This window comes from Noviherbaspirillum autotrophicum, from assembly GCF_000818395.1.
Lineage (GTDB): Bacteria > Pseudomonadota > Gammaproteobacteria > Burkholderiales > Burkholderiaceae_D > Noviherbaspirillum > Noviherbaspirillum autotrophicum.
Genome location: NZ_JWJG01000028.1, coordinates 2567255 through 2588624, shown reverse-complemented (window position 1 = coordinate 2588624; position 21370 = coordinate 2567255). Strand labels below are relative to the sequence as shown.

Genomic DNA, 21370 nt, shown 5'->3' with positions numbered 1-21370 from the left:
TGCTTCCAATAGCGCATGGGCAATCTTGCAGATCTTCACTATTTGTTGATTATCAAAACTACCATTGCATCCTGCTAGCACAATAGCTCCCGATGTTACAAAAAATCTAGGAAATGCGTGGCAATAAAAATTAATAAGACACGCATTCCGACATCCGAGAAAATAAAAAATAGGGAGTGTGCAATGCGTTCTTCTTTACAGCGTTCTGTCATCGAAGGTCTCCTTTCCATGTTTATGTGGAGGGCAGCTTGGACGGTGGCCTCGCACGGCAGGACCATTACAGGCGCAACGCCCACGTGCCCCTCATACTGAGGCTGTGCTCCGAACAAGAGCTGCCGTCTTTCCGCCTCTATTAGTTCCAAGCCTTAAGCCTATTATGCGATCCAACACGTCGGTCCATAAACCATTTCGCCTCCTCTGCGTCGTTGGCGCCCGTCCCAATTTTATGAAGATAGCGCCCATCATGGCCGCGTTAGGGGACGTATCGCCCGACATTGACATGCGACTGCTGCATACCGGGCAGCATTACGACGCCGCGATGAGCCATCAGTATTTCGAGGCGCTCGGCATTCCTGCGCCGGATGTCAACCTTGAAGTTGGAGCGGGCAGTCATGCAGTCCAGACTGCAGAAATAATGCGTCGTTTCGAACCCGCTCTGGATGAGCAAATGCCCGATGCCATCTTGGTCGTCGGCGATGTCAACTCTACCTTGGCATGTGCACTTGTGGCTGCAAAAAAGGGAGTGCCTGTAATTCATGTCGAGGCCGGATTGCGTAGCCACGATCGCCGGATGGCCGAAGAGATTAATCGAGTTCTGACAGATCAGATTGCCGATCTGCTGTTTACGACCGAACGCGAGGGGCGCAATAACTTGCTGCGCGAAGGGATCGCTGAAGAACGCATCCACTTTGTCGGCAATGTCATGATCGATACGTTGCGGCGCAATCTGGACCACGCGGTGCCGGTTGAAACTATCATTCAGCAGTCCGGTGCAGTGGGTTTCCTGAAAGATACCGAGGGATATGCTGTGTTTACCCTGCACCGCGCCTCCAATGTCGATGATCCTGAAACGCTCGACGGTCTGATGAAGACAGTGGAGATGGTCTCCAAGACGCTACCCGTAATTTTTCCAATGCACCCCCGTACGCGTTCCATGGCTGCACGCTATGGCTTGACCGCGTTGCTCGACTCGTCCCGCATTCTGCTGGTGCCGTCCATGGGATATCTGGAGATGTTGGGGCTGATGCGGGACGCGCGCGTGGTTCTGACCGACTCCGGCGGCATTCAAGAGGAAACAACAGCCCTTGGTGTGCCCTGTATCACCCTACGCGAAAATACCGAGCGCCCGATCACTCTCATCGAAGGAACCAACACTCTTGCCGGTGTCGACCCGGAAAACATCCTGAAGATCTTCGACGACGTTATGCGCACGGGAGGGAAGACCGGCCGCATTCCGGAATTTTGGGACGGCAGGGCGGCGTTGCGGATTGCGCAAGTCATTCATGCATGGATCAGGAGCGTAACGGCTCCAGCGCCGGCATTAAAAGTCGCCTGAAGGAGTGACAGTGTCAATTCGAAATGCAATGACTATCGATGTGGAAGACTACTTTCAGGTTTCCGCATTTGAAGCGCACATCTCGCGCGAACATTGGCCTGCATTGCCGTGCCGGGTCGAAGCGAACATCGAGCGTATTCTCGCGCTCCTCGATGCGGGAGAAGTTAAGGCAACATTCTTTACTCTGGGCTGGATTGCGGAACGATACCCAGCGATGATCCGCCGCATTGTCGACAATGGGCATGAGCTCGCCAGCCACGGATACTCGCATTGCCGTGCATCCGATCAAAGCGCAGACGAATTCCGTCAAGACATCATTCGCAGCAAGGCCCTGCTGGAGGATGTTGGCGGGCAGCGCGTACTGGGCTATCGTGCTCCCAGCTTCTCGATTGGCACCCGTAATTTATGGGCGCTGGACATCCTGCAAGAGTGCGGCTATTGGTACAGCTCCAGCATCTATCCGATCAGTCACGATCACTACGGGATGCCGCATGCGCCACGTTTTGCCTTCTACCCACGGGGTAGGGGAGGGATGCTGGAACTGCCGATTACGACCGTACGGCTGATGAAGCGAAATCTTCCCTCGGGCGGCGGAGGCTATTTCCGTCTATTTCCCTATCCCGTATCCCGCTGGCTGCTGCGCCGGGTTAACTACGACGACAAGCAGCCTGGAATTTTCTATTTCCATCCATGGGAAATCGATCCCGCACAACCTCGGCAGCCGAATGTCGGGCTAAAAACGCGCTTCCGGCACTACATCAACCTCCATCGAACAGAAGCCCGTCTACGAGCACTGATTCGTGATTTTCGGTGGGGGCGTATGGATGACATTTTTTTGGTGAAAAATTGAGCGCGCTTCCTGAATCCCATCTGTCTGTATCAATGCCTTCCCTCGTCGTTCGACCGGCACCTGCGGTACGTGCAATGCGTGATGGCGATCAGGAACGATGGGATGCCTTCGTCAACAAGTGTTCAGAGGCGACCTTCTTTCATCGCGCCGGATGGAAGTCCGTCATCGAACGTGCGTTCGGCCACCGTACATATTTTCTCTATGCGGAATCGGAAGGACGGATCGAAGGCGTGCTTCCGTTAGCCCAGGTCAAGAGCCTGATGTTTGGCCATTCTCTGGTATCCCTCCCATTCTGCGTGTATGGCGGAATAGCTGCGAACACGGAGGCCGCACGCCATGCCCTGCACCAGGAAGCGCAGCGCCTTGCGACACAGCTTGGCGTCGGGCACTTGGAATACCGAAATATGCATGCGCGCCAGGAAGCTTGGGCTACCAAGGAGCTGTACGTCACGTTCCGCAAGGAGATCTCGCCTGATGACGAGTCCAACATGCTCGCCATTCCGAAGAAGCAGCGCGCGATGGTGCGCAAGGGCATCAAGGCCAATCTGCAGAGTGCCGTCGACCACGATGTCGAGCGCTTTTTTGCTGCGTATTCCGAAAGTGTACATCGCCTGGGGACACCAGTATTTGCGAAGAGATATTTCCAAATTCTGCGGGACACGTTCGGGGAGGACTGTGAGATTTTGACCATCACGCGGGATGGCCGAACCGTGAGCAGCGTACTCAGTTTTTATTTCCGCAATGAGGTGCTGCCGTATTACGGCGGCGGCACCGCGGAGGCGCGTGAAGTCGCTGGCAATGATTTCATGTATTGGGAGCTGATGCGTCGCGCCGCCGCGCGTGGATACACGATTTTCGACTTTGGGCGGAGCAAAATGGGAACCGGTGCATTCGATTTTAAGAAAAACTGGGGTTTTCAAGCGCAGCCGCTCCCGTATGCGTACCAGCTGCATCGTGCCAAGGCACTGCCGGACAATAATCCACTCAATCCGAAATACCAGTTGTTCATCAAGCTTTGGCAGCACATGCCACTGGTGGCCGCCAATATGATCGGACCACATATCGTCAAGAATCTCGGGTGATATTGTGGAACATCTACTACTGCTCGTGCACCGCATACCTTTCCCCCCCAATAAGGGAGACAAGATCCGTTCCTACCACTTGTTGAGGCATTTGGCGAAACGCTATTGCGTGCATCTCGGCACTTTTGTGGATGATCCGGATGATTGGCGGTACGTCGATGAAGTGAAGCGCTTTTGCAACGAAACCTATTTCGGAAAGCTACACCCCTTTGTCGCCAGAGTACGCAGTATTTCCGCACTCGCAGCCCAGCGCCCAATGTCGCTCGATTACTACGATGATCCGGGCATGCATGCCTGGGTACGCAATCTGCTACAGCGGCAGCCAATACACCGAGTGGTTGTCTTTTCATCTGCCATGGCCCAATATGCGGAAGGCATAGAGGGTGCCCAGCGCATTATCGATTTCGTTGATGTCGACTCGGACAAATGGACGCAGTATGCGCGCGGCAAACGCTGGCCGTTCTCATGGCTCTATCGTCGCGAAGGCCGGGAGCTGCTCCGTTATGAACGCCGGACGGCGCGAACCTTCGATGCATCGCTTTTCGTATCCCCTGCGGAAGCGGAACTATTTCGCCAGCGTGCTCCAGAGTGCAATGATCGGATAGGTTATTACAGCAATGGAGTGGATACGGAATATTTTTCTCCTGAGCGCGCATATGACAATCCTTATTCCACGGACGAGCTGCCGATCGTGTTCACTGGCGCAATGGACTATTGGCCAAACGTCGATGCGGTGCAATGGTTTGCCGAGAAGGTGCTACCTGCCGTACGCGAACGCTACCCGAGCGCCAATTTCTACATTGTAGGTTCCCGTCCGACAGAAAACGTGACGGCATTGGCAAGACGGCCAGGTGTCAGTGTGACCGGAACGGTGCCTGACATACGGCCCTATCTTGCCCATGCTTGTGCTTCGGTAGCGCCGCTGCGCATTGCACGCGGCATTCAGAACAAAGTGCTGGAGGCGATGGCAATGGCAATGCCAGTCATCGTCTCTGCCCCGGCGCTCGAAGGTATCGATGCGCGCCCGGGATGCGAGGTACTGCTCGCAGAAAGCGATCGGCAGTTCATCGAGGCCCTTTGCGCGCTGCTTTGCGCACATCGACCGGAAATCGGCTGCGCCGCGCGCCGAAAAGTAGTTGAACACTACGGCTGGAGCCGCAACCTGGCACGCATTGATGAGCTGCTCAATGTGAAACGAGTACGCCATCCGGGCAGGTGGCAAGAAAAGGAGTCGCCGCTGCGACAAGATATCGGAGAGCGTGTATGAGCCGCACTGCCATTCACACGCTGTCGACGACACAGCCGCAACTCTATGGTGCACTTGTCGCCGCAATTGTCGCGTCCGTAGTGCTTTATCTTGGAACGCTGCATTCCATCGTGGCGATCTGGAACCGCTCGGAGACCTACGCGCATGGCTACATCATTGTTCCAGTAAGCCTGTGGCTCATTTGGCGCCGCAGGGATGATCTTGCGAAATTGCAGGCACGGCCTTACTGGCCTGCACTTATTCCCCTTTCCGCATGTGGCGCGGTATGGTTGCTGGCAGATCTTTCCGGTGTCCAAGTGGTACGGCAATATGCATTCGTCGCGATGCTGCCGCTTGTTGTGCTCGCGATCCTCGGCGTGCAGCTGGCGCGTGCCATGGCATTTCCATTGTTCTTTCTGCTGTTGGCTGTGCCGTTTGGTGAAGTGTTTATCGACCCGCTGGTTAAATTCACTGCAGACTTTACGGTATCTACGCTGCAGGCAACGGGTATTCCGGTTCTACGCAACGGCAATAGCTTTGAGATTCCCTCAGGGAGCTGGTCGGTAGTCGAAGCATGCAGTGGCGTACGTTACCTGATTTCGTCGTTCACCCTAGGGTGCCTGTTCGCTTACCTCACCTATCGTTCACTTTTTCGTCGGCTCGCTTTCGTCGTGCTGTCGATCATTGTTCCAATTATCGCCAATGGCATTCGTGCTTATCTGATCGTGCTGATCGGGCATCTCAGCGGAAACAAGCTCGCAGCGGGCGTCGACCATCTCATCTATGGTTGGGTGTTTTTCGGCATGGTCATGCTTACCATGTTCTGGATAGGTGGCATGTGGCAGGAGGGGGGCGCTCGCACCAAGGCGCCGGTACAACCCGAGGGACGCGTTGTCGTTCATACCGCGCAGAGTACGACCGGCCATATTGCCTCAGCGGCTTTGGCAGCTGTCGCATGCCTGGCGATTTGGCCCCTATATGGGACGTATGCAGAACGCTATGCGGATCGTGAACAGGGCGCTGGAATAACTAGCTTCGAGCCCCATTGGGAGCGGGGGACGCCGTTTACCGGATGGAAGCCCGCCTTTCTCTCGCCTGACTCCGAAATCTACCGTTTCTATCAACGAGATGCGAAAGCGGTAGGTGTGGCGATTCTTTTGTATCGTAGCGGAGCGAGTGGCGTGCAATTGATCAGCTCCGCCAACCACATGCTTCCGGAGGATGAGCGCCGCTGGCGACAAGTCGAATCGTCCGTGCGTAGCGAGGTAGTCGGCGGTAAAAGCATCCCAGTACGTGAGACGGTGATCCAGTCAGAGGGCGAAAAGCTGCAGGTGTGGCACGGCTACTGGATCGACGGCAGGTTTACCGCGAACGACTATGCCGGGAAGCTGCTGCAGGCAAGGCAAAAGCTCCTCATGCGAGGAAACGACGGTGCTGCAGTCTTCCTGTTTGCTCCATATGGGGAAAACGGCGACGTGGGGCGTTTAGCCATGCGACGCTTCTTGGACGACAACCTCGAATTGCTGGAAGCGGCACTGCCCGGCACTGGTGGAAGGGGCGGTTAGGAACATGGTCGATATTCCTCTTATTGTCCACCTGACCTATGCGCTCGACTTCGGCGGGCTGGAATCGCTGTTGGTGGAACGCATCAATAGAATGCCAACCAACAAGTATCGCCATGCCGTGATCTGCCTGACGCGCTATACCGACTTTTCGAAAAAGATCAAAAAACCTGATGTTGCACTGTACGCGCTTCATAAACCACCTGGGCAAGCGCCTGGAACGCATTTCAAGCTCTGGAAGTTGCTGCGGCAGCTTCGCCCTACCGTTCTGCACACCTATAACCTTGCTGCGATTGAATATGGTGTTACCGGGCTTCTTGCAGGCGTACCTGTGCGCATTAATGGATCGCATGGCAGGGAAGCCAGCGACCCGGACGGAAGGAACCGCTCGCATAACCGATTGCGCAAGTGGCTGATTCCATTTTACGACGTTTGCTATTCCAACTCGGCCGATTTGCTACGTTGGAATAAGTCCGTGATTGGTGTCCCTGACGGGAAAATCCGTCTACTTAACAATGGCATCGACACAGACCGCTTTCGGCCTGCTCGTCTGCTGGCAAGGCCGGAAGGCATGGAGCATTTTCCTGCCGATTGTTTTGTCGTTGGCACGGTAGGCCGGATACAGGAAGTAAAAAATCAGACGCTTCTGATCGAGGCGTTCGCCAAATTGCGCGAACTAGTTCCTTTGTGTCGGGAGCGTTTGCGTCTTGTGATTGTCGGAACGGGGCCGTTGCACACCTTCCTCATGGAGAAGGCCGATCGCTTGGGGCTAGCGGAGATAGTATGGATGCCCGGCGCAAGAATGGATGTGCCGGAAATTCTCAACGCATTCTCAGTCTTTGCTCTGTCATCCCTCGCAGAAGGTACCCCCGGTTCTGTTCTTGAAGCCATGGCTACAGGATTGCCGGTCGTGGCAACTCGTGTCGGCGGCGTGCCGGATGTAGTTTGCGATGGTGCGACCGGGCTTTTGGTGCCTTCGCACGATGTCGATGCAATGGCCGCTGCGCTGGCACGCTATTGCCTGGACCCTGAGCTTGCTGCACGTCACGGCGCTGCCGGAAGGGCATGGGTTGAACAGAAATTTGCTATGGATTCCATGGTTTCGGCATACACAGATATGTACGACGATTTATGCAAGAACAAACTTCAGGGGGCGTATAAACCATGTGCGGAATAGTCGGCATTTTCGATATGCGTGGTGAGCGCGAAATCAATCGGCAGCTGCTTGCGCAGATGAACGAGACCCAGCACCATCGCGGCCCTGATGAAGGCGGATTGCATACTGAACTAGGTGTGGGCCTCGGCCACCGGAGATTGTCGATCATCGATCTTTCGTCAGGTCAGCAACCATTGTTCAACGAAGACGGCAGCGTGGTGATTGTCTACAACGGCGAAATCTACAACTTCCGGGAATTGATGGAAGAACTGGTGCAATGTGGCCACCAGTTTCGAACACGCTGCGACACGGAAGTCATTGTGCACGCTTGGGAGGAATGGGGGGAGGCATGCGTGGATCGTTTCCGCGGCATGTTCGCCTTCGGGCTATGGGATCGCCGCACCAAGACATTTTTTCTTGCACGCGACCGGCTCGGCATCAAGCCGCTCTATTATGCGATGACCTTGGACGGCATGTTTGTATTTGCATCCGAGATGAAAGGAGTGATGTTCCACCCGGGCGTGCGACGCGAGCTTGATCCGCTCGCGGTCGAGGAATACTTCGCCTACGGGTACGTGCCGGAACCGCGCACGATCTATCAGGGGGTATGCAAGCTGCCGCCAGGGTATGCCCTGGCCCTCAAGTCGGGCAGCAACGATATACGGCCGCGACAGTATTGGGATGTTCCCTTCAAGCTTTCCGAACCTGTTTCGGAGGCAGATGCCGAACACGAACTCATGGAACGCTTGCGCGAAGCGGTGCGAATTCGCCTGGTGGCGGAGGTGCCGCTGGGGGCATTCCTTTCGGGCGGAGTGGATTCCAGTGCAGTCGTCGCCGCCATGGCGCAGGAATTGGACGAACCGGTCAACACCTGCTCGATTGCCTTCACCGATCCTGCGTTCGACGAGTCGGGACATGCTGCGAAGGTTGCTTCACTGTATGGAACGCGGCATCACGTCGAGACCGTGGAAAACGATGACTATGATCTGATCGACACGCTGGCACGACTGTACGACGAACCGTACGCTGACAGCTCTGCCATCCCCACGTACCGTGTCTGTCAGCTCGCAAAAAAGCGGGTTACCGTCGCGTTGTCCGGCGATGGCGGTGATGAGAACCTCGCCGGTTACAGACGCTACCGGTTCACTCTGGCCGAGCAGCACTTGCGCGATAAGCTGCCGGCTGGCTTGCGCAGAGGCGTTTTCGGAACGCTCGGGCGTTACTATCCGAAAGCCGATTGGGCGCCGCGCATATTCCGCGCCAAAACGACGTTCGAGTCACTGTCGCGTGACTTGGTTGACGGATATTTTCATAATGTGTCGTTGATGTCCGATGGCATGCGTGAGCGGCTGTTCAACCACGGCTTCCGGCGCCAGTTGCAAGGCTACAGTGCAGTCGAAGTCATGCGTGGCCACGCCACAAAATCTCCGACTGACGATCCATTGTCGATGATTCAATATCTTGACATGAAAACCTACCTTCCGGGAGACATCCTGACGAAGGTCGACCGGGCAAGCATGGCGCATGCGCTGGAAGTACGAGTTCCGCTGCTTGACCATAAGCTCGTTGAATGGATTTCCGGCCTTCCACCCTCACTCAAGCTGCAGGGTGGAGAAGGCAAATACATCTTCAAGAAAGCATTGCAGCCGCACCTGCCGCGAGACATTTTGTATCGCAATAAGATGGGCTTTGCGACACCGCTGGCGCGCTGGTTCCGCGGGCCGCTGCGTCAGCGCGTGCGAAGTGCCGTTCTCGGACCGACACTTGCCGCGACTGGCATCTTCAATCACTCCTATCTGAAAGAGATGGTCGACCAGCACGAGTCCGGCAGGCGTGACTACAGTGCGCCGCTTTGGTCCCTGCTGATGTTTGAGGCATTTCTGCGTAACGTGCATCAGGGGACTGTGGCCGACGCAGCACCCTCCATCCTGCAAGTAGCGTAGGGCCTGCGACGTTAAAGGACAGAGAATGCGTATTCTGCACATACTTGACCACTCGATTCCGCTGCATAGCGGCTATACCTTCCGCACGCTGTCCATCCTGAAGGAGCAGCGGGCCATGCACTGGGATACCGCACATATCACCAGCCCGAAACAGGGTGCCTGCGATGCGCAGGAAGAGCAGGTCGACAACTGGCATTTTTTTCGCACACCACATTCCGCGAGCCCTTTGGCGAAACTGCCGGTGCTTAACCAGGTAGCCGTGATTAGCAGCCTCGCGCGGCGTTTGGAGCAGGTTGCGATGCGCGTCAAGCCCGATGTCCTGCATGCGCACTCGCCAGCGCTCAATGCGATTGCTGCGTTACGGGTCGGCCGCCGACTGGGCATCCCAGTCGTGTATGAGATCCGCGCTTTTTGGGAAGATGCGGCGGTAGACCACGGGACCAGCCGCGAGTGGGGCGCGCGCTACCGGCTCACGCGCGCTCTCGAAAGCTATGCCGTGAAAAAGGTGGACGCGGTGACGACCATCTGCGAAGGACTCAGACGCGATATCGTTGAGCGAGGTATTCCGGCCGAAAAAATTACGGTCATTCCCAATGCCGTGAATATCGACAGTTTCGACATGCATGATGCAGCGGATACAGCATTGGCCGCAAAACTGGGCCTGCAGCAAAAGCAGGTGCTGGGTTTCATCGGATCCTTCTACGCCTATGAGGGGCTCGATATCCTGCTGCAGGCACTGCCAGCGGTACTTTCCAAACAGCCAGATACCCGGGTCTTGCTTGTTGGAGGCGGGCCGCAGGAAAAGGCATTGAAGGACCTGGCCGGGAAGCTGGGCATAGCCGACAAGGTGATTTTCACAGGGCGCGTGCCGCATGAAGAGGTGCAGCGCTACTACAACCTGATCGACGTACTGGTCTACCCGCGCCTGAAGATGCGGCTGACTGATCTGGTCACGCCGCTCAAGCCGTTGGAAGCGATGGCGCAGGGGCGGCTGCTCGTAGCATCGGACGTTGGCGGACATCGCGAACTGATCGAGGATGGCAGGACAGGCGTACTTTTCGAGGCAGGCAATCCGGATGCCTTGGCACAGCAGGTGCTGGCGCTGCTTTCCCAACCGTTGCGCTGGCCGTTGTTGCGCAGCGCCGCGCGGCGGTACGTCGAAACTGAACGCAACTGGCGGGCCAGCGTGTCCCGCTACCGAGATATCTATTTCGGCCTGACCGGAAAGCGAGCAGCAGCGTGAAAGCACGAGGATTGCGCATTGGTCTTGTCGGTCCCTTGCCGCCGCCTTCAGGTGGGATGGCTAACCAGACATTGCAACTGGCCAGGCTGTTGCGCGAGGATGGCGCGACGGTCGAGGTCATCCAGGTCAATGCCCCATACAGCCCGCGATGGGTTGAGCGGCTGAAAGGCATTCGCGCCGGGTTTCGGCTTGTTCCCTATCTGGTGCGTCTGTGGCGGTCGAGCAGCCGGGTCGATCTGTACCACATCATGGCCAATTCCGGCTGGTCGTGGCATCTTTTCGCTGCTCCCGCAGTGTGGATTGCGCGGATGGCGGGAAAGCCGGTCATCGTCAACTACCGGGGAGGGGAGGCGGAATCGTTTTTTGATAAGGCATTCACATGGGTCAAGCCCACCATGGACCAGGCGGACGCGATTATCGTTCCATCGGACTTCTTGGGTTCAGTCTTTGGCAACCGTGGGTGGCAAGCACGCATCGTACCCAACATTATTGATATGGGCCGATTCTCAGCTGTTGCGCGCGTGGCTTCTACTACGCCGGCAGCACCATGCATTCTAGTTGCACGCAACCTGGAGCCGATCTACGACAATGCGACGGCGTTGCGCGCTTTCGAGATTGTCAAACGATCGTTCCCTTCGGCGCGACTGGTGATTGCCGGGTCGGGCCCACAGCGGCACGCGCTGGAAACGCTCGCTTCCGAGCTGGGCGTGGAGCGGGCCGTTATTTTTGCCGGGCGCGTTGAAAATGAAGACATGGCAAAGCTATACCGCGAGGCTGATGTGGCGGTGAACCCCAGTCTTGCCGATAACATGCCGATTTCCATTCTGGAGGCGCTTGCGTGTGGCGTTCCAGTGGTATCCACGAACGTAGGGGGAATTCCAAAGCTGGTTGAACATGACAAGACCGCCATCCTGGTTCCCCCGCAATGTCCGGAAAAAATGGCTGACGCCATCCTGGCTGTGCTGTGCGACCCTGCAAAGGCAAGCCGCCTGAAGAAGGCGGGCTCCGCATCGGTTCGCCGGTATACGTGGCCCAAAGTGCGCTTGCGCCTGCTTGAGGTGTATCAGGACGTGCTTGCCCAAAGAGGGCAGCTGGTCGCCAAAACGAAGTGAATAAGTCCTTCTCTGCAGATATGAACCTCTATACATCCGTTGTCTCCCATGCGCTTTTCCCGCTGCATGAAAAACTGAAACGCCATCGGACTACCGCCGTGCGGCGCCAGATGGAGCAGAGCCAATGGTGGCCTTCATCGCGGCTAATGGACTTCCAGTTAAAGCGCCTCAACGCCTTGCTGGCACACGCCGACGCGCATGTGCCGTATTACCGGCAGCTATTTGCCAAGCTTGGCATGCGACCGGAGGATGTTCGCAGCCTCGCTGATCTATCCAAACTCCCGTTACTGGACAAAGCGGCGATCCGGGCAAATACCAAGGCGCTCAAGTCGGACTGCGCGCAAGGTCTGGCACGCTTTAATACGGGCGGTTCGAGCGGCGAGCCGCTGATTTTCTTTATCGGCAGGGAGCGCGTCAGTCATGACGTAGCCGCCAAGTGGCGCGCAACGCGCTGGTGGGGCGTCGACATCGGGGACCCGGAAATCGTCGTATGGGGTTCGCCCATCGAACTCGGCGCGCAAGACAGGGTGCGCGCGCTGCGCGACCGGGTATTCAGGACACGCCTGCTTCCCGCCTTCCAAATGTCGGGGCAAAAGGTCGATATGTTTTTGGACGACATCCGCAGAACGCGCCCGAAAATACTCTTCGGTTATCCGTCCGCACTGTCGCACTTTGCACGTCATGCCGAGAACAAGGGGATGCGCATGAACGACCTTGGGGTGCGTGTTGCGTTCGTCACATCGGAGCGGCTTTATGACGATCAGCGGCGGCAGATTTCAAAGACATTTGGTTGCGATGTCGCCAATGGGTATGGCGGGCGTGATGCCGGCTTCATCGCGCATCAATGCCCGCATGGCAGCATGCACATCACCGCAGAAGATATTGTTGTCGAGATCATCGATCAGGAAGGCAATCCTGTCCCTCATGGAACGGCAGGGGAGATCGTGGTCACGCATCTGGCTACGCGCGATTTCCCGTTCATTCGATATCGAACCGGAGATGTCGGCGTGCTCGACGACCGTAAATGCTCATGTGGACGCGGTCTTCCCGTCCTCAAGGAAATCCAGGGGCGGAGCACCGATTTCGTGGTCGCGCAGGACGGCACGGTGATGCATGGCTTGGCGCTGATCTATATCTTGCGCGACATCCCTCAAGTACGCGCCTTTAAGATTGTGCAGGAAAACATGGATTTCACCCGTGTGATGGTTGTCGCACAAGGCGAACTCGGCGTGAAGAGCAAAGACAAAATCATGCGCGAATTCCAGGCGCGGCTGGGAAAAAGCGTCGTGATCCAGATCGAAGAGGTCGGAGAAATCGCACCGGAAAAGTCCGGGAAGTTTCGTTATGTCGTCAGCCACGTGCCAACCCGATAAACGACTGGTTGGTGAAGTCCATAGCAGCAGCGCGAAACCGTGAGCTGTCAAGAAAATTACTTCGCTCGGCACCGAGCGGCGACTTGTTACACGCCCGGCACGAATGCATTGTCATTGCTGGCCGGAGGCTCTGAATAAAGAAATTGCAAACATGATCAGCGCAAAGAAGTCCATCGGAATTTCGTTCGCAGGGCAATACCTCGAACTCGTTATTCACTTTCTCTCGGTCCTGGTGCTTGCGCGCATACTCTCGCCGGAAGAAATCGGGGTCTATTCCGTCGCCGCCTTTCTCATGGCTGTCTTGCACGCCTTCCGCGATTTCGGTGTGCCGCAGTATCTGATTCAGGAGCGCGAGCTGACCACCGAAAAAATCCGCGCAGCGATGGGCGTCATGATCATATTGGCGCTTGCTGTCGCACTCGTTCTGTTCTTGAGCAGCTGGGCGATTGCAGACTTTTATGGCAACCCGGAGATCCGGAAAATCCTGTGGGTCATGGCGGGAAGTTTTGCGATTTCACCGTTTGGCTCTCTCCTGCACGGCATTTTTCGCCGTGAAATGGAGTTGAAAAAGGTCTTCTTCATCAGGATAGTCAGCACTATTTGTCACGTCTGCGTGGCGATCACCTTTGCAATGAAGGGTTTGGGCGCATTGAGCCTGGCGTGGGCGAATTTTTTCGGCATCCTGTCAATCGGCATGGCGGCCAATCTCGTTCGTCCAAAGGGATTGCCTTGGCTTCCGACCTTCAGGAACATCAGGAAAATTCTGTCGTACGGAAGTGTCGCCAGCTTGGGTAATGCTGCCAATACTGCTGGCGGCAACCTGCCGGATTTGCTGGTCGGTAAAATGATGGATATGGCATCCGTCGGCTATCTGAGCCGGGCAAATGGCCTGGTCCAGCTGTTCGCCCGTTTTTTGACCGACGCGCTGCTGCCGTTGATACTTCCCTATTTCTCCCATTTGCGCCGCCAGGGAAATGACCTTGCAGAGCATTACTGCATGTCAGTGTCCTACCTCACCGCCTTTGCCTGGCCATTCTTTGCAACCATGATGCTGCTCGCATTTCCAGTGGTGCGCACTCTCTATGGTCCGCAATGGGATGCCTCGGTTCCGCTGGTCGAATTGCTGTGCCTCGTCGGTGCGATTGCGTCGGTATCCATGTTTTCAGGACAAATCATGGTGGCGAATGGACAGGTAAGAAACGCCACGGTTGCTCAGTTGATCGTCCAGCCATTCAGGGTTGTCGCGGTTCTCTTCGCAACACGATACGGTTTGCTACAGGTCGCCAGTGCGCTCATCGTCTCGGAATGCATCACACTGGTCGTGGTTTCCTGGTACGTGTGGAAAGCCATCGGAGTAAGCCTGCCGGCACTGCTGCGTGCATGTGCAAAAAGCGGGGCAATAACTTTATTTACTGTAGCTGCGCCGCTCATGGTCAAGGCGTTCTGGCCAAACTTTGAGTCGCATGCATGGCTGCCGCTGGCTGTCGGTGCGATTGGTGCGGCGGCAGGCTGGCTTACCGGTATTTTTATGATACGTCATCCGTTCGCAGAACATGTGGCACCACTGCTCCGTTCAAGTCGCGTTGCTACTCAGCCAGACAGTATTCGCAAATAGCTTTACCGGGATGCTCGGGCGAGCACCTGCTTTCCCGGTGCTTTCTATACCGGTGGTATTGGCGATGTGTTGTTGTGCCTGAAGAAAAATCTCGGGATACGATGCTGCACATGACTTTCTTTCGTGGGCAATGCGGTTTCTGTTTTCGTGCAGCGTAGCCGGCGTAACGGAATAACCGAAGCTCTCGTCATTTGTGCCGCATCGTACAGAAGAAAGAACTTGCTTGAGTACCATGTTGGCGAGTTGAGACTTGAGGTGTCCTGCTTCCCAGTACCACTCGGCTTCAGTTTCTTTCATTATCGCGTTAGCACAAAATGCTATCAGCTTTGTTCTATCGCAAATTGCCAATTCGCATGTTTCTCATAATGCCACAGGCTTCATTTCGTTTTTCCCACACAGGACTAGCTGCAACAACATACGTCAGTGTTAACGTCGAAGTAGCCCGCTCATATAACAAGAAATTTATGACGATCTGTGACTGCAAGGGGAAACATAATGCCAAGAACGTTTATGCGGTCGCAATCATTGCCGTACATTGTCAATGCTGCGCTCCTGCGGGATTCTGAATAATCTGCGCTCAACAAAGCGCCTTTACCAGATAGGCTTGTTGGGCAAAGCACCAAATCCGATGGGCCAGTATCTATTGGAGGAAATTGTGGCGATGCGACTCCCTTATCTTGATCGTGGCGAAAGCCATCTTGCTTTTCACTCCGGAAGGCTCCGATACAGGAATGCGTCCTTCTTAATAGACGCTCCGGTGAAAGTGCAGGAAAACTTTGCATGAAGTGTTTGTGTTTTCCTGAGAATGCGCTGAAGGGCCAAGGAGACCTATATGGCGGTTAATGAAAAAAAGCTACTAGTAATTATTGTCGTCATCGGTTTTGCTTTCCGAATTCTTGCTGCGCTTGTTTTGAAAGCACAACCGGAAAGTGATTACGCTGCTTACTATGCGATCGCCGTCAATTTCCTTAGTGGAAAAGGGTTATCGGACGGCATCAATGATGCCTTTTATAACGTGGGATATCCACTATTTATCCTAGCACCAATTTTTTCGGTGTTCGGTGCAAATCTCGTTGCGGCTTGGATCGGAAATGCCGTGCTCGGTGCCGCAAGTATCGTGATTTGTTATGAGGTGGCGAAACAGATGGGCGCGGGTAAAGCCGGGCGCCTTACAGCGGCAGTGCTGTTCGCACTTTATATTCCTTCATGGACATATACTGGGTACCTGGCAAAAGAAAACCTGATGACGCCTCTTTTGCTGGGTGTTATATGGTGTGCGCTTCTGCTGCAAAAACACCCCACCTTGAAATTCGCAGTTGCACTTGGATTGCTGTTCGGTCTCATTGGCTTGACTGGAAATGCCGGCTTTTCTTTTGCAGGAGCTGCGCTTTTTGCGCTGACCCTCTCGCCGGTCACCTCATTGGACAAACTCCGTCACGCAGCGTGCATCCTGATTTGCACACTTGCACTTTTGACTCCATGGCTTATCAGAAACAACCAGGTTGTGGGTGCTCCCGTCCTGAATACAAACAGCGGATTTAACCTCTACCTTGGCAACAATTCGAACGCCACTGGTTATTTCATCTCCATAGCAGACACACCGCGCGGCGCTACCTGGCATGACCTTCGGCTCGGAGGCGAACTGCATGCCTCCGAAATGCTACGACATGAAGCGATTAGCTGGATGAAGGAACACCCATTAGATTTTATTTCGTTGAGTGTAAAAAAAGCATTCTTGTTTTGGCTTCCACCAATTCATAAAGGAAAAGGGCCAGGCTCTATTGCGGAAAGTATGCTTCGCCTCTTGTGGCTAGTCCAATTCAGCATTCTCGCCTTCGCGGCAGCGGCCACTCTATTCCTGAAAGGGCTTCGAAACCGATTCATGCTAGTGCCGTGGACTGCCATTATGGGTTACACCGCAGTTCATATGATTTATTACGTGAATTTTCGATATCGGGAGCCGCTCATGCCAGTGCTTTGCATTCTGGCCGCTATTTTTATGGAATACATCGGAATGAAACTCACGCAAAGGCGAAAGGAGGTGCATATCAAAATGTATAAAGGCGCAAGGAATAGCCCCACATAAGCGTCATGACTCTCTTTCGCAATCCGAGTCCGCACATCCAGTATTCTGCGGGCACTGACCAGAAACCTGACCAAGCCGCTTCCCTTCGTTTAAAAGACATCCGCATTCATTCCAACCTGCCGCTGGAATTTTAGACATCGGACAGTCAGGACCTCTTATGCAAGATACTACGGTTATTCGTGAAAATCCTGAGTCAGAGCGCGCCTGCCCCATTTACGTCGATATTGACGGCACGCTCATCAAGACTGATCTTTTGGTCGAGTCGGCATTGCGACTGGCCTTGCGCAATCCGCTCTATGTCTTTGCGATGCTGATGTGGTTTATTCGCGGGAAGGCGGTTCTCAAACACGAAATTGCACGGCGCGTTCGCATTGACGTTGCCCATCTCCCGTACCACGCTGAATTTATTGAATGGCTGCGTCTTCATGCCACGAATGGAAGAGCACTGATTCTTGCGAGCGCCTCTCATGAATCCTACGTTAAAGGCATTGCTTCCCATCTCGGCTTTTTCACCGACACTATGGGCAGCACAAATCGCCTCAACATGGCAGGTAAGAATAAGCTGGCCGCAATCAAAGCACATTCCGCGAAGCAGCCATTCGACTATGCGGGAAACGCAAGACCAGACCTGTCGATATGGCAGGAAGCGCGGCATGCGATCGTGGTGAACCCGGATAGCGGCATCGAATCAGCTGCTCGTAGTGTCGCGTCCGTTCAGAAAGTATTCCACGCGCCTCAGGCCGACTTAAAAGTCTGGCTCAAGGCGATCAGAATTCATCAGTGGCTCAAGAATCTTTTGATTGGTGTACCGTTGCTTACGGCGTTTCAATTTCAGAATCCGGTGGCAGTTCTGCACACGGCCGTCGCGATAATTGCATTTGGCCTTGTCGCATCAGCCACCTATCTGATGAATGACTTGATGGATCTCGATTCTGACCGCCGGCACCCCAGAAAGAAAAACAGGCCTCTTGCTTCTGGGCAGATTGGCATTTTGCAGGCTGTCACCGTTGGCCTGCTAATACTCGCTGGAGGACTTACGCTCGCCGCGACTGTATCCTTGGCTTTCCTTGCATCAGTCATAGTGTATCTGGTCGCGACGCTAAGCTATTCCTGGAAGCTGAAGCGATACATGCTCATCGATGTTCTTTGTCTGGGCGGTTTATACACATGGCGGATTATTGCTGGGGCAATCGCGATAGGTGCGGAAATATCCAACTGGCTTGCTGCATTTTCGATGTTTATGTTTCTGAGCCTGGCGCTTGTCAAGCGCTGTGCCGAGCTTGTCAGCCTGGCCGAGCAATCTCGTCAATCGGCTCAGGGTAGAGATTACCGGGTGACGGATACGCTGATTCTTACCGCCCTGGGTGTCGCTTCAGGATGCTCCGCGACACTGGTCCTGGCGTTATTCATCGAATCTCCAAATACGATCGTCCACTACGGCCACCCACGCCTGCTTTGGTTGCTCTGCCCATTGCTTCTCTATTGGGTCAGCCGCATCTGGGTAAAGACAGCTCGCGGCGAGATGCACGACGACCCGATCGTTTATGCAGCGCGCGATCGTGCAAGCTGGGTAATATTTGGGAGCCTCGTCTTGATTACCCTATTGGCTCATTTGTAATGAGGTTCAACATGACTCCCTCCATTCTCGTTCTCGTGCTTGTCAGCGTCTCCATGTCGTCGGCTGCGCAGATATTTCTCAAGTACGGAATGGCATCCCCTTCGATGCAAAGCGCGCTTCAACAAGGGGGCATTGCCATTTGCATGGCTGTTTTAACCAACCTACATATTCTGGGAGGTTTGACCTTATACGCACTTGGTGCGGTCGTATGGCTTGGCGTTCTTGCACGTATAGACGTCAGTATCGCCTATCCTTTTGTCGCTCTCGGTTTCATCTTAACAATGATCCTTGCCGCGTTGACACTCGGGGAAACTATCGGGACTCTTCGCATTGCTGGAACAATTCTGATCGCAGCAGGAGCAGTCCTCGTCACTAGATCTTAAAAAAGATGAATAAAGGCGCAGCCCTCCTTTCTCCCGGAATTTAAATTAGGACTCCTTTCATAAATACTGGCCAGCACGAATTTTAGATACAGCGGAGTCTGAAATGGTGAGACGGCAATTTCTTACAGATGCACAATAGGCGATCTAATCTCAACTGATCCCCCCACCCAAATGTCGTGTAGACGGGTGAGCCCGATCAGTTAAGCACGATGATCTGGCAGTTCTGGATGGGAGCCCGGAGTATTGAGTACCGGCGCAGCATGGGCCGATTCGCCAGACAGGTATCATCATATTCACCCTGTTTTCGCCGCTTCAGCCAATGGAATAGGGCAAGGATGGCATGTTGCGGCATGTACTTGAAGCGTTAGCGTTGGACCTGCAAGTTAGAGTCGGCTTCGACCCGTCGGAATGCTTCATCGACGGCATCTTCGTGGTGGAAAAAATGGGCGCAAAGTGGGAAAGACCAAGCGCGGCAAAGGTATGAAGCTCATGGCCATTGCGTGCGCTGCAGGTCTTCCACTCGCTCTGCACACAGCTTCTGCTAGTCCTACATGAAGTCACCTTTGTCGAAACTACCAGCGATGAGCTTGTCACCGTGGGGCTATCGGAACGATTTGTCGGGGGAAGATTCGGGGATCGTGACTATGATATTTAGCCGCTCGATGCAAGATTCGCCGGCGATGGAATTGAGGTGATTGTGCCTCACTGAAGAGGGCGCGTCAGGCGAACAAATAGGACGGCAGCTTACTCTGTAGCTTCAAACGGCGATGGAAGATTGAGCGACTGTTCGCATGGCTAAACAATTTTCGACTGATACTGACCCGCAGGGAATATGACGACCAGCGATTCACAGGCTTCATACATCTTGCGTGTTCTATGATGTTGTCTCGTCGATATTTATGAAGTGAGTGCTAAGTAAGCGATCCATGACGGACGTCCCTTGTCGGATAGTCTCGCGTGTTGTTAGCGCGATTACAACCGAGTCGTCGGGAGGGAGATTTTCCAGGGCAGCAGCGCCTCGTAATCATCGGCCGTAGTTGCCAGAGGCAGCGCGCGGAGCAGTTTGATCAGGTAGGCGTACGGATTGACGTTATTGGCCTTGCAGGTCTCGATGATGGAATACAGATTGGCGCTGGCAGTAGCGCCGCCGACGGTGTCCGCAAACAGCCAGCCCTTTCGCCCGATCACGAAGGGACGGATCGCGTTTTCGCACTGGTTGTTGTCAATCGGCCAGAGGCCGTTCTCGATGTAGCGCGTCAGTTTGGACCACTGCCCACTCAGATAGGCAAGAGCACGGCCGAGCTTGCTGTTGGGCGTGACGATCGGCTGATACGTCAGCAGCAGGCGCTCGATGTGCTTGAGCACATGGGCGCTGTAGCGGGCGCGCAGCCGTTGTCGGTGGGCCGCGTCGGCGTGCCTGGCTCGGGCCTCGGCGGCATAGAGCTTGCCGATGGCTGCAATGAATTGCGTGGCAGGCTGCTGCGGTGTGCGCGACTCTTTCGGCAGCACGTCCTCGGCCTCGATGAAGTAGCGTCGACAATGGACCCAGCATCCGAGGTGCACCAGACCATGGGTCGCCGCGATGGCGTTGTAGACCTCATAGCCATCCGTCATCAGCACTGCGCCTTTGGTCATGCCGGCATAGAGTTTGAGCGCATGGCTGGTTCCCCGACCGGGAGAGTAGCCGAACAAGCGCACCGGCGGCCCCGTGCCATTCATCTGCGCCCACAGATAGCTTTGGGTCTGCGGCGAGCGGCCCGGTTCCTTGAGCACCTGCAGTTCCGTCTCGTCGCCGTACACCAGCTCGGATTCCAGCAGCACGTCGCGCAGCAGGTTGATGATCGGCTGCACTGCCTGACCAACGCGCACCACGCTGGCGGCCAGCGTGGTGCGCGACAGGTCGCCGCCAAAGCGGCGCAGCAAGGCCGCTTGCCGATACAGCGGCAAGCCATCCTGATACTTCGCCGTCACGATCCACGCCAGCGCCGCTTCGGTCAGCAGGCCCTTGGGGATGACGCGCGCTGCGGCAGGCGTGACCTTGATGCCGCCATCGCAGCACGGGCAGGCGTACTTGATGCGCTGATGCTGGATCACGCGTACCTGCTGGGGAATGATGTCGAGCTGTTCGCTGATCTCGGCACCGATTTCGATCAGGACGCTGCCGTCATGCGGGCAAATACGCTCGGATTCGGGCAGCTCGTGACGCACGACGTCGCGCGGTAGCGCGGGATCGAGCGGCTTGCGGCCACCACGCTTTTTGCGCAGATGGCTCGCCACTTCAACGCCTGGCTCGTCCTCTTTGGCAGGCTCAGCGGAGGCAGTCGGCGCCAGGGTCTCGGCCTCGTTAAAGAACAGATCCTTTTGCCCGGCACTGCGTGCCTCGCTGCGTGCCGCATACAGCTTGTGCAGATACGCCTGCACGCGTTCCTTGAGCAGGCCCCGCTCGAGCGTCACGACCCGCAGCTCACCGCGCAACGCGTCACGCTCCTGCGCTGCCTGGCGCAACGCTTCCAGTTCCTCGGCCGTGATCATGACGTTTTGCATGG

16 protein-coding genes and 1 pseudogene are annotated in these 21370 nt (G+C 55.4%); 15 read left to right on the top strand and 2 right to left on the bottom strand.

Annotation, left to right across the window (positions count from 1 at the left end):
- The first annotated feature begins 376 nt into the window (after positions 1 to 376).
- The 11 genes from wecB to TSA66_RS13125 all read left to right on the top strand — a co-directional run bounded on the left by wecB (position 377) and on the right by TSA66_RS13125 (position 14737).
- Positions 377 to 1555: a non-hydrolyzing UDP-N-acetylglucosamine 2-epimerase gene (gene wecB / locus TSA66_RS13175; RefSeq protein ID WP_040040364.1), complete on the top strand. Its 1179-nt coding sequence runs from the start codon at positions 377 to 379 to the stop codon at positions 1553 to 1555.
- 28 nt (positions 1556 to 1583) lie between these two features.
- Positions 1584 to 2405: an XrtA system polysaccharide deacetylase gene (locus TSA66_RS13170; RefSeq protein ID WP_040040363.1), complete on the top strand. Its 822-nt coding sequence runs from the start codon at positions 1584 to 1586 to the stop codon at positions 2403 to 2405.
- Between the two features lie 74 nt (positions 2406 to 2479).
- Positions 2480 to 3487: a FemAB family XrtA/PEP-CTERM system-associated protein gene (locus tag TSA66_RS13165; protein ID WP_232429470.1), complete on the top strand. Its 1008-nt coding sequence runs from the start codon at positions 2480 to 2482 to the stop codon at positions 3485 to 3487.
- 4 nt (positions 3488 to 3491) lie between these two features.
- A complete protein-coding gene (locus TSA66_RS13160) occupies positions 3492 to 4754 on the top strand; it encodes a TIGR03087 family PEP-CTERM/XrtA system glycosyltransferase (protein ID WP_084199599.1) in 1263 nt (420 codons plus the stop codon).
- Positions 4751 to 6298: an exosortase A gene (xrtA, locus tag TSA66_RS13155; RefSeq protein ID WP_084199597.1), complete on the top strand. Its 1548-nt coding sequence runs from the start codon at positions 4751 to 4753 to the stop codon at positions 6296 to 6298. Before TSA66_RS13160 ends, xrtA begins: the two co-directional genes overlap by 4 nt.
- Positions 6299 to 6302: 4 nt before the next feature.
- Complete coding sequence (locus tag TSA66_RS13150) at positions 6303 to 7472, top strand: TIGR03088 family PEP-CTERM/XrtA system glycosyltransferase (RefSeq protein WP_040040361.1); 1170 nt, start codon at positions 6303 to 6305, stop codon at positions 7470 to 7472.
- The gene (locus tag TSA66_RS13145; protein ID WP_040040360.1) at positions 7460 to 9394 is read left to right on the top strand and encodes an XrtA/PEP-CTERM system amidotransferase; all 1935 of its coding nucleotides are present in this window, start codon (positions 7460 to 7462) and stop codon (positions 9392 to 9394) included. Before TSA66_RS13150 ends, TSA66_RS13145 begins: the two co-directional genes overlap by 13 nt.
- Before the next feature lie 25 nt (positions 9395 to 9419).
- Positions 9420 to 10637: a TIGR04063 family PEP-CTERM/XrtA system glycosyltransferase gene (locus tag TSA66_RS13140; RefSeq protein WP_040040359.1), complete on the top strand. Its 1218-nt coding sequence runs from the start codon at positions 9420 to 9422 to the stop codon at positions 10635 to 10637.
- Between the two features lie 56 nt (positions 10638 to 10693).
- The gene (locus tag TSA66_RS13135) at positions 10694 to 11749 is read left to right on the top strand and encodes a glycosyltransferase family 4 protein (protein WP_052452305.1); all 1056 of its coding nucleotides are present in this window, start codon (positions 10694 to 10696) and stop codon (positions 11747 to 11749) included.
- 20 nt (positions 11750 to 11769) lie between these two features.
- A complete protein-coding gene (locus TSA66_RS13130) occupies positions 11770 to 13122 on the top strand; it encodes a phenylacetate--CoA ligase family protein (RefSeq protein ID WP_040040357.1) in 1353 nt (450 codons plus the stop codon).
- 151 nt (positions 13123 to 13273) lie between these two features.
- The gene (locus tag TSA66_RS13125) at positions 13274 to 14737 is read left to right on the top strand and encodes a lipopolysaccharide biosynthesis protein (RefSeq protein WP_040040356.1); all 1464 of its coding nucleotides are present in this window, start codon (positions 13274 to 13276) and stop codon (positions 14735 to 14737) included.
- Here TSA66_RS13125 and TSA66_RS26920 read toward each other — a convergent pair.
- Positions 14696 to 15034, bottom strand: coding sequence for a hypothetical protein (locus tag TSA66_RS26920; protein ID WP_157691682.1), 339 nt, complete (start codon positions 15032 to 15034; stop codon positions 14696 to 14698). The genes TSA66_RS13125 and TSA66_RS26920 overlap by 42 nt on opposite strands.
- A gap of 535 nt (positions 15035 to 15569) precedes the next feature.
- Here TSA66_RS26920 and TSA66_RS13120 point away from each other — a divergent pair.
- From TSA66_RS13120 to TSA66_RS28215, 4 genes and pseudogenes are all read left to right on the top strand, one after another.
- On the top strand, positions 15570 to 16823 hold the full coding sequence (locus TSA66_RS13120; protein ID WP_084199593.1) for a glycosyltransferase family 39 protein: 1254 nt from the start codon (positions 15570 to 15572) through the stop codon (positions 16821 to 16823).
- 157 nt (positions 16824 to 16980) lie between these two features.
- Complete coding sequence (locus TSA66_RS13115; protein ID WP_052452304.1) at positions 16981 to 18441, top strand: UbiA family prenyltransferase; 1461 nt, start codon at positions 16981 to 16983, stop codon at positions 18439 to 18441.
- An 11-nt stretch (positions 18442 to 18452) separates the two neighbouring features.
- Complete coding sequence (locus TSA66_RS13110; protein ID WP_040042557.1) at positions 18453 to 18824, top strand: DMT family transporter; 372 nt, start codon at positions 18453 to 18455, stop codon at positions 18822 to 18824.
- Positions 18825 to 19595: 771 nt separating this feature from the next.
- A pseudogene (locus TSA66_RS28215) lies at positions 19596 to 19727 on the top strand (IS5-like element ISDds9 family transposase); the annotation flags it as partial.
- A 69-nt stretch (positions 19728 to 19796) separates the two neighbouring features.
- Here the strand turns inward: TSA66_RS28215 and tnpC are convergent.
- Positions 19797 to 21368 (bottom strand): IS66 family transposase, encoded by a 1572-nt coding sequence (gene tnpC, locus TSA66_RS13105; RefSeq protein WP_040040355.1) that lies wholly within the window; start codon positions 21366 to 21368, stop codon positions 19797 to 19799.
- Positions 21369 to 21370: the final 2 nt, after the last annotated feature.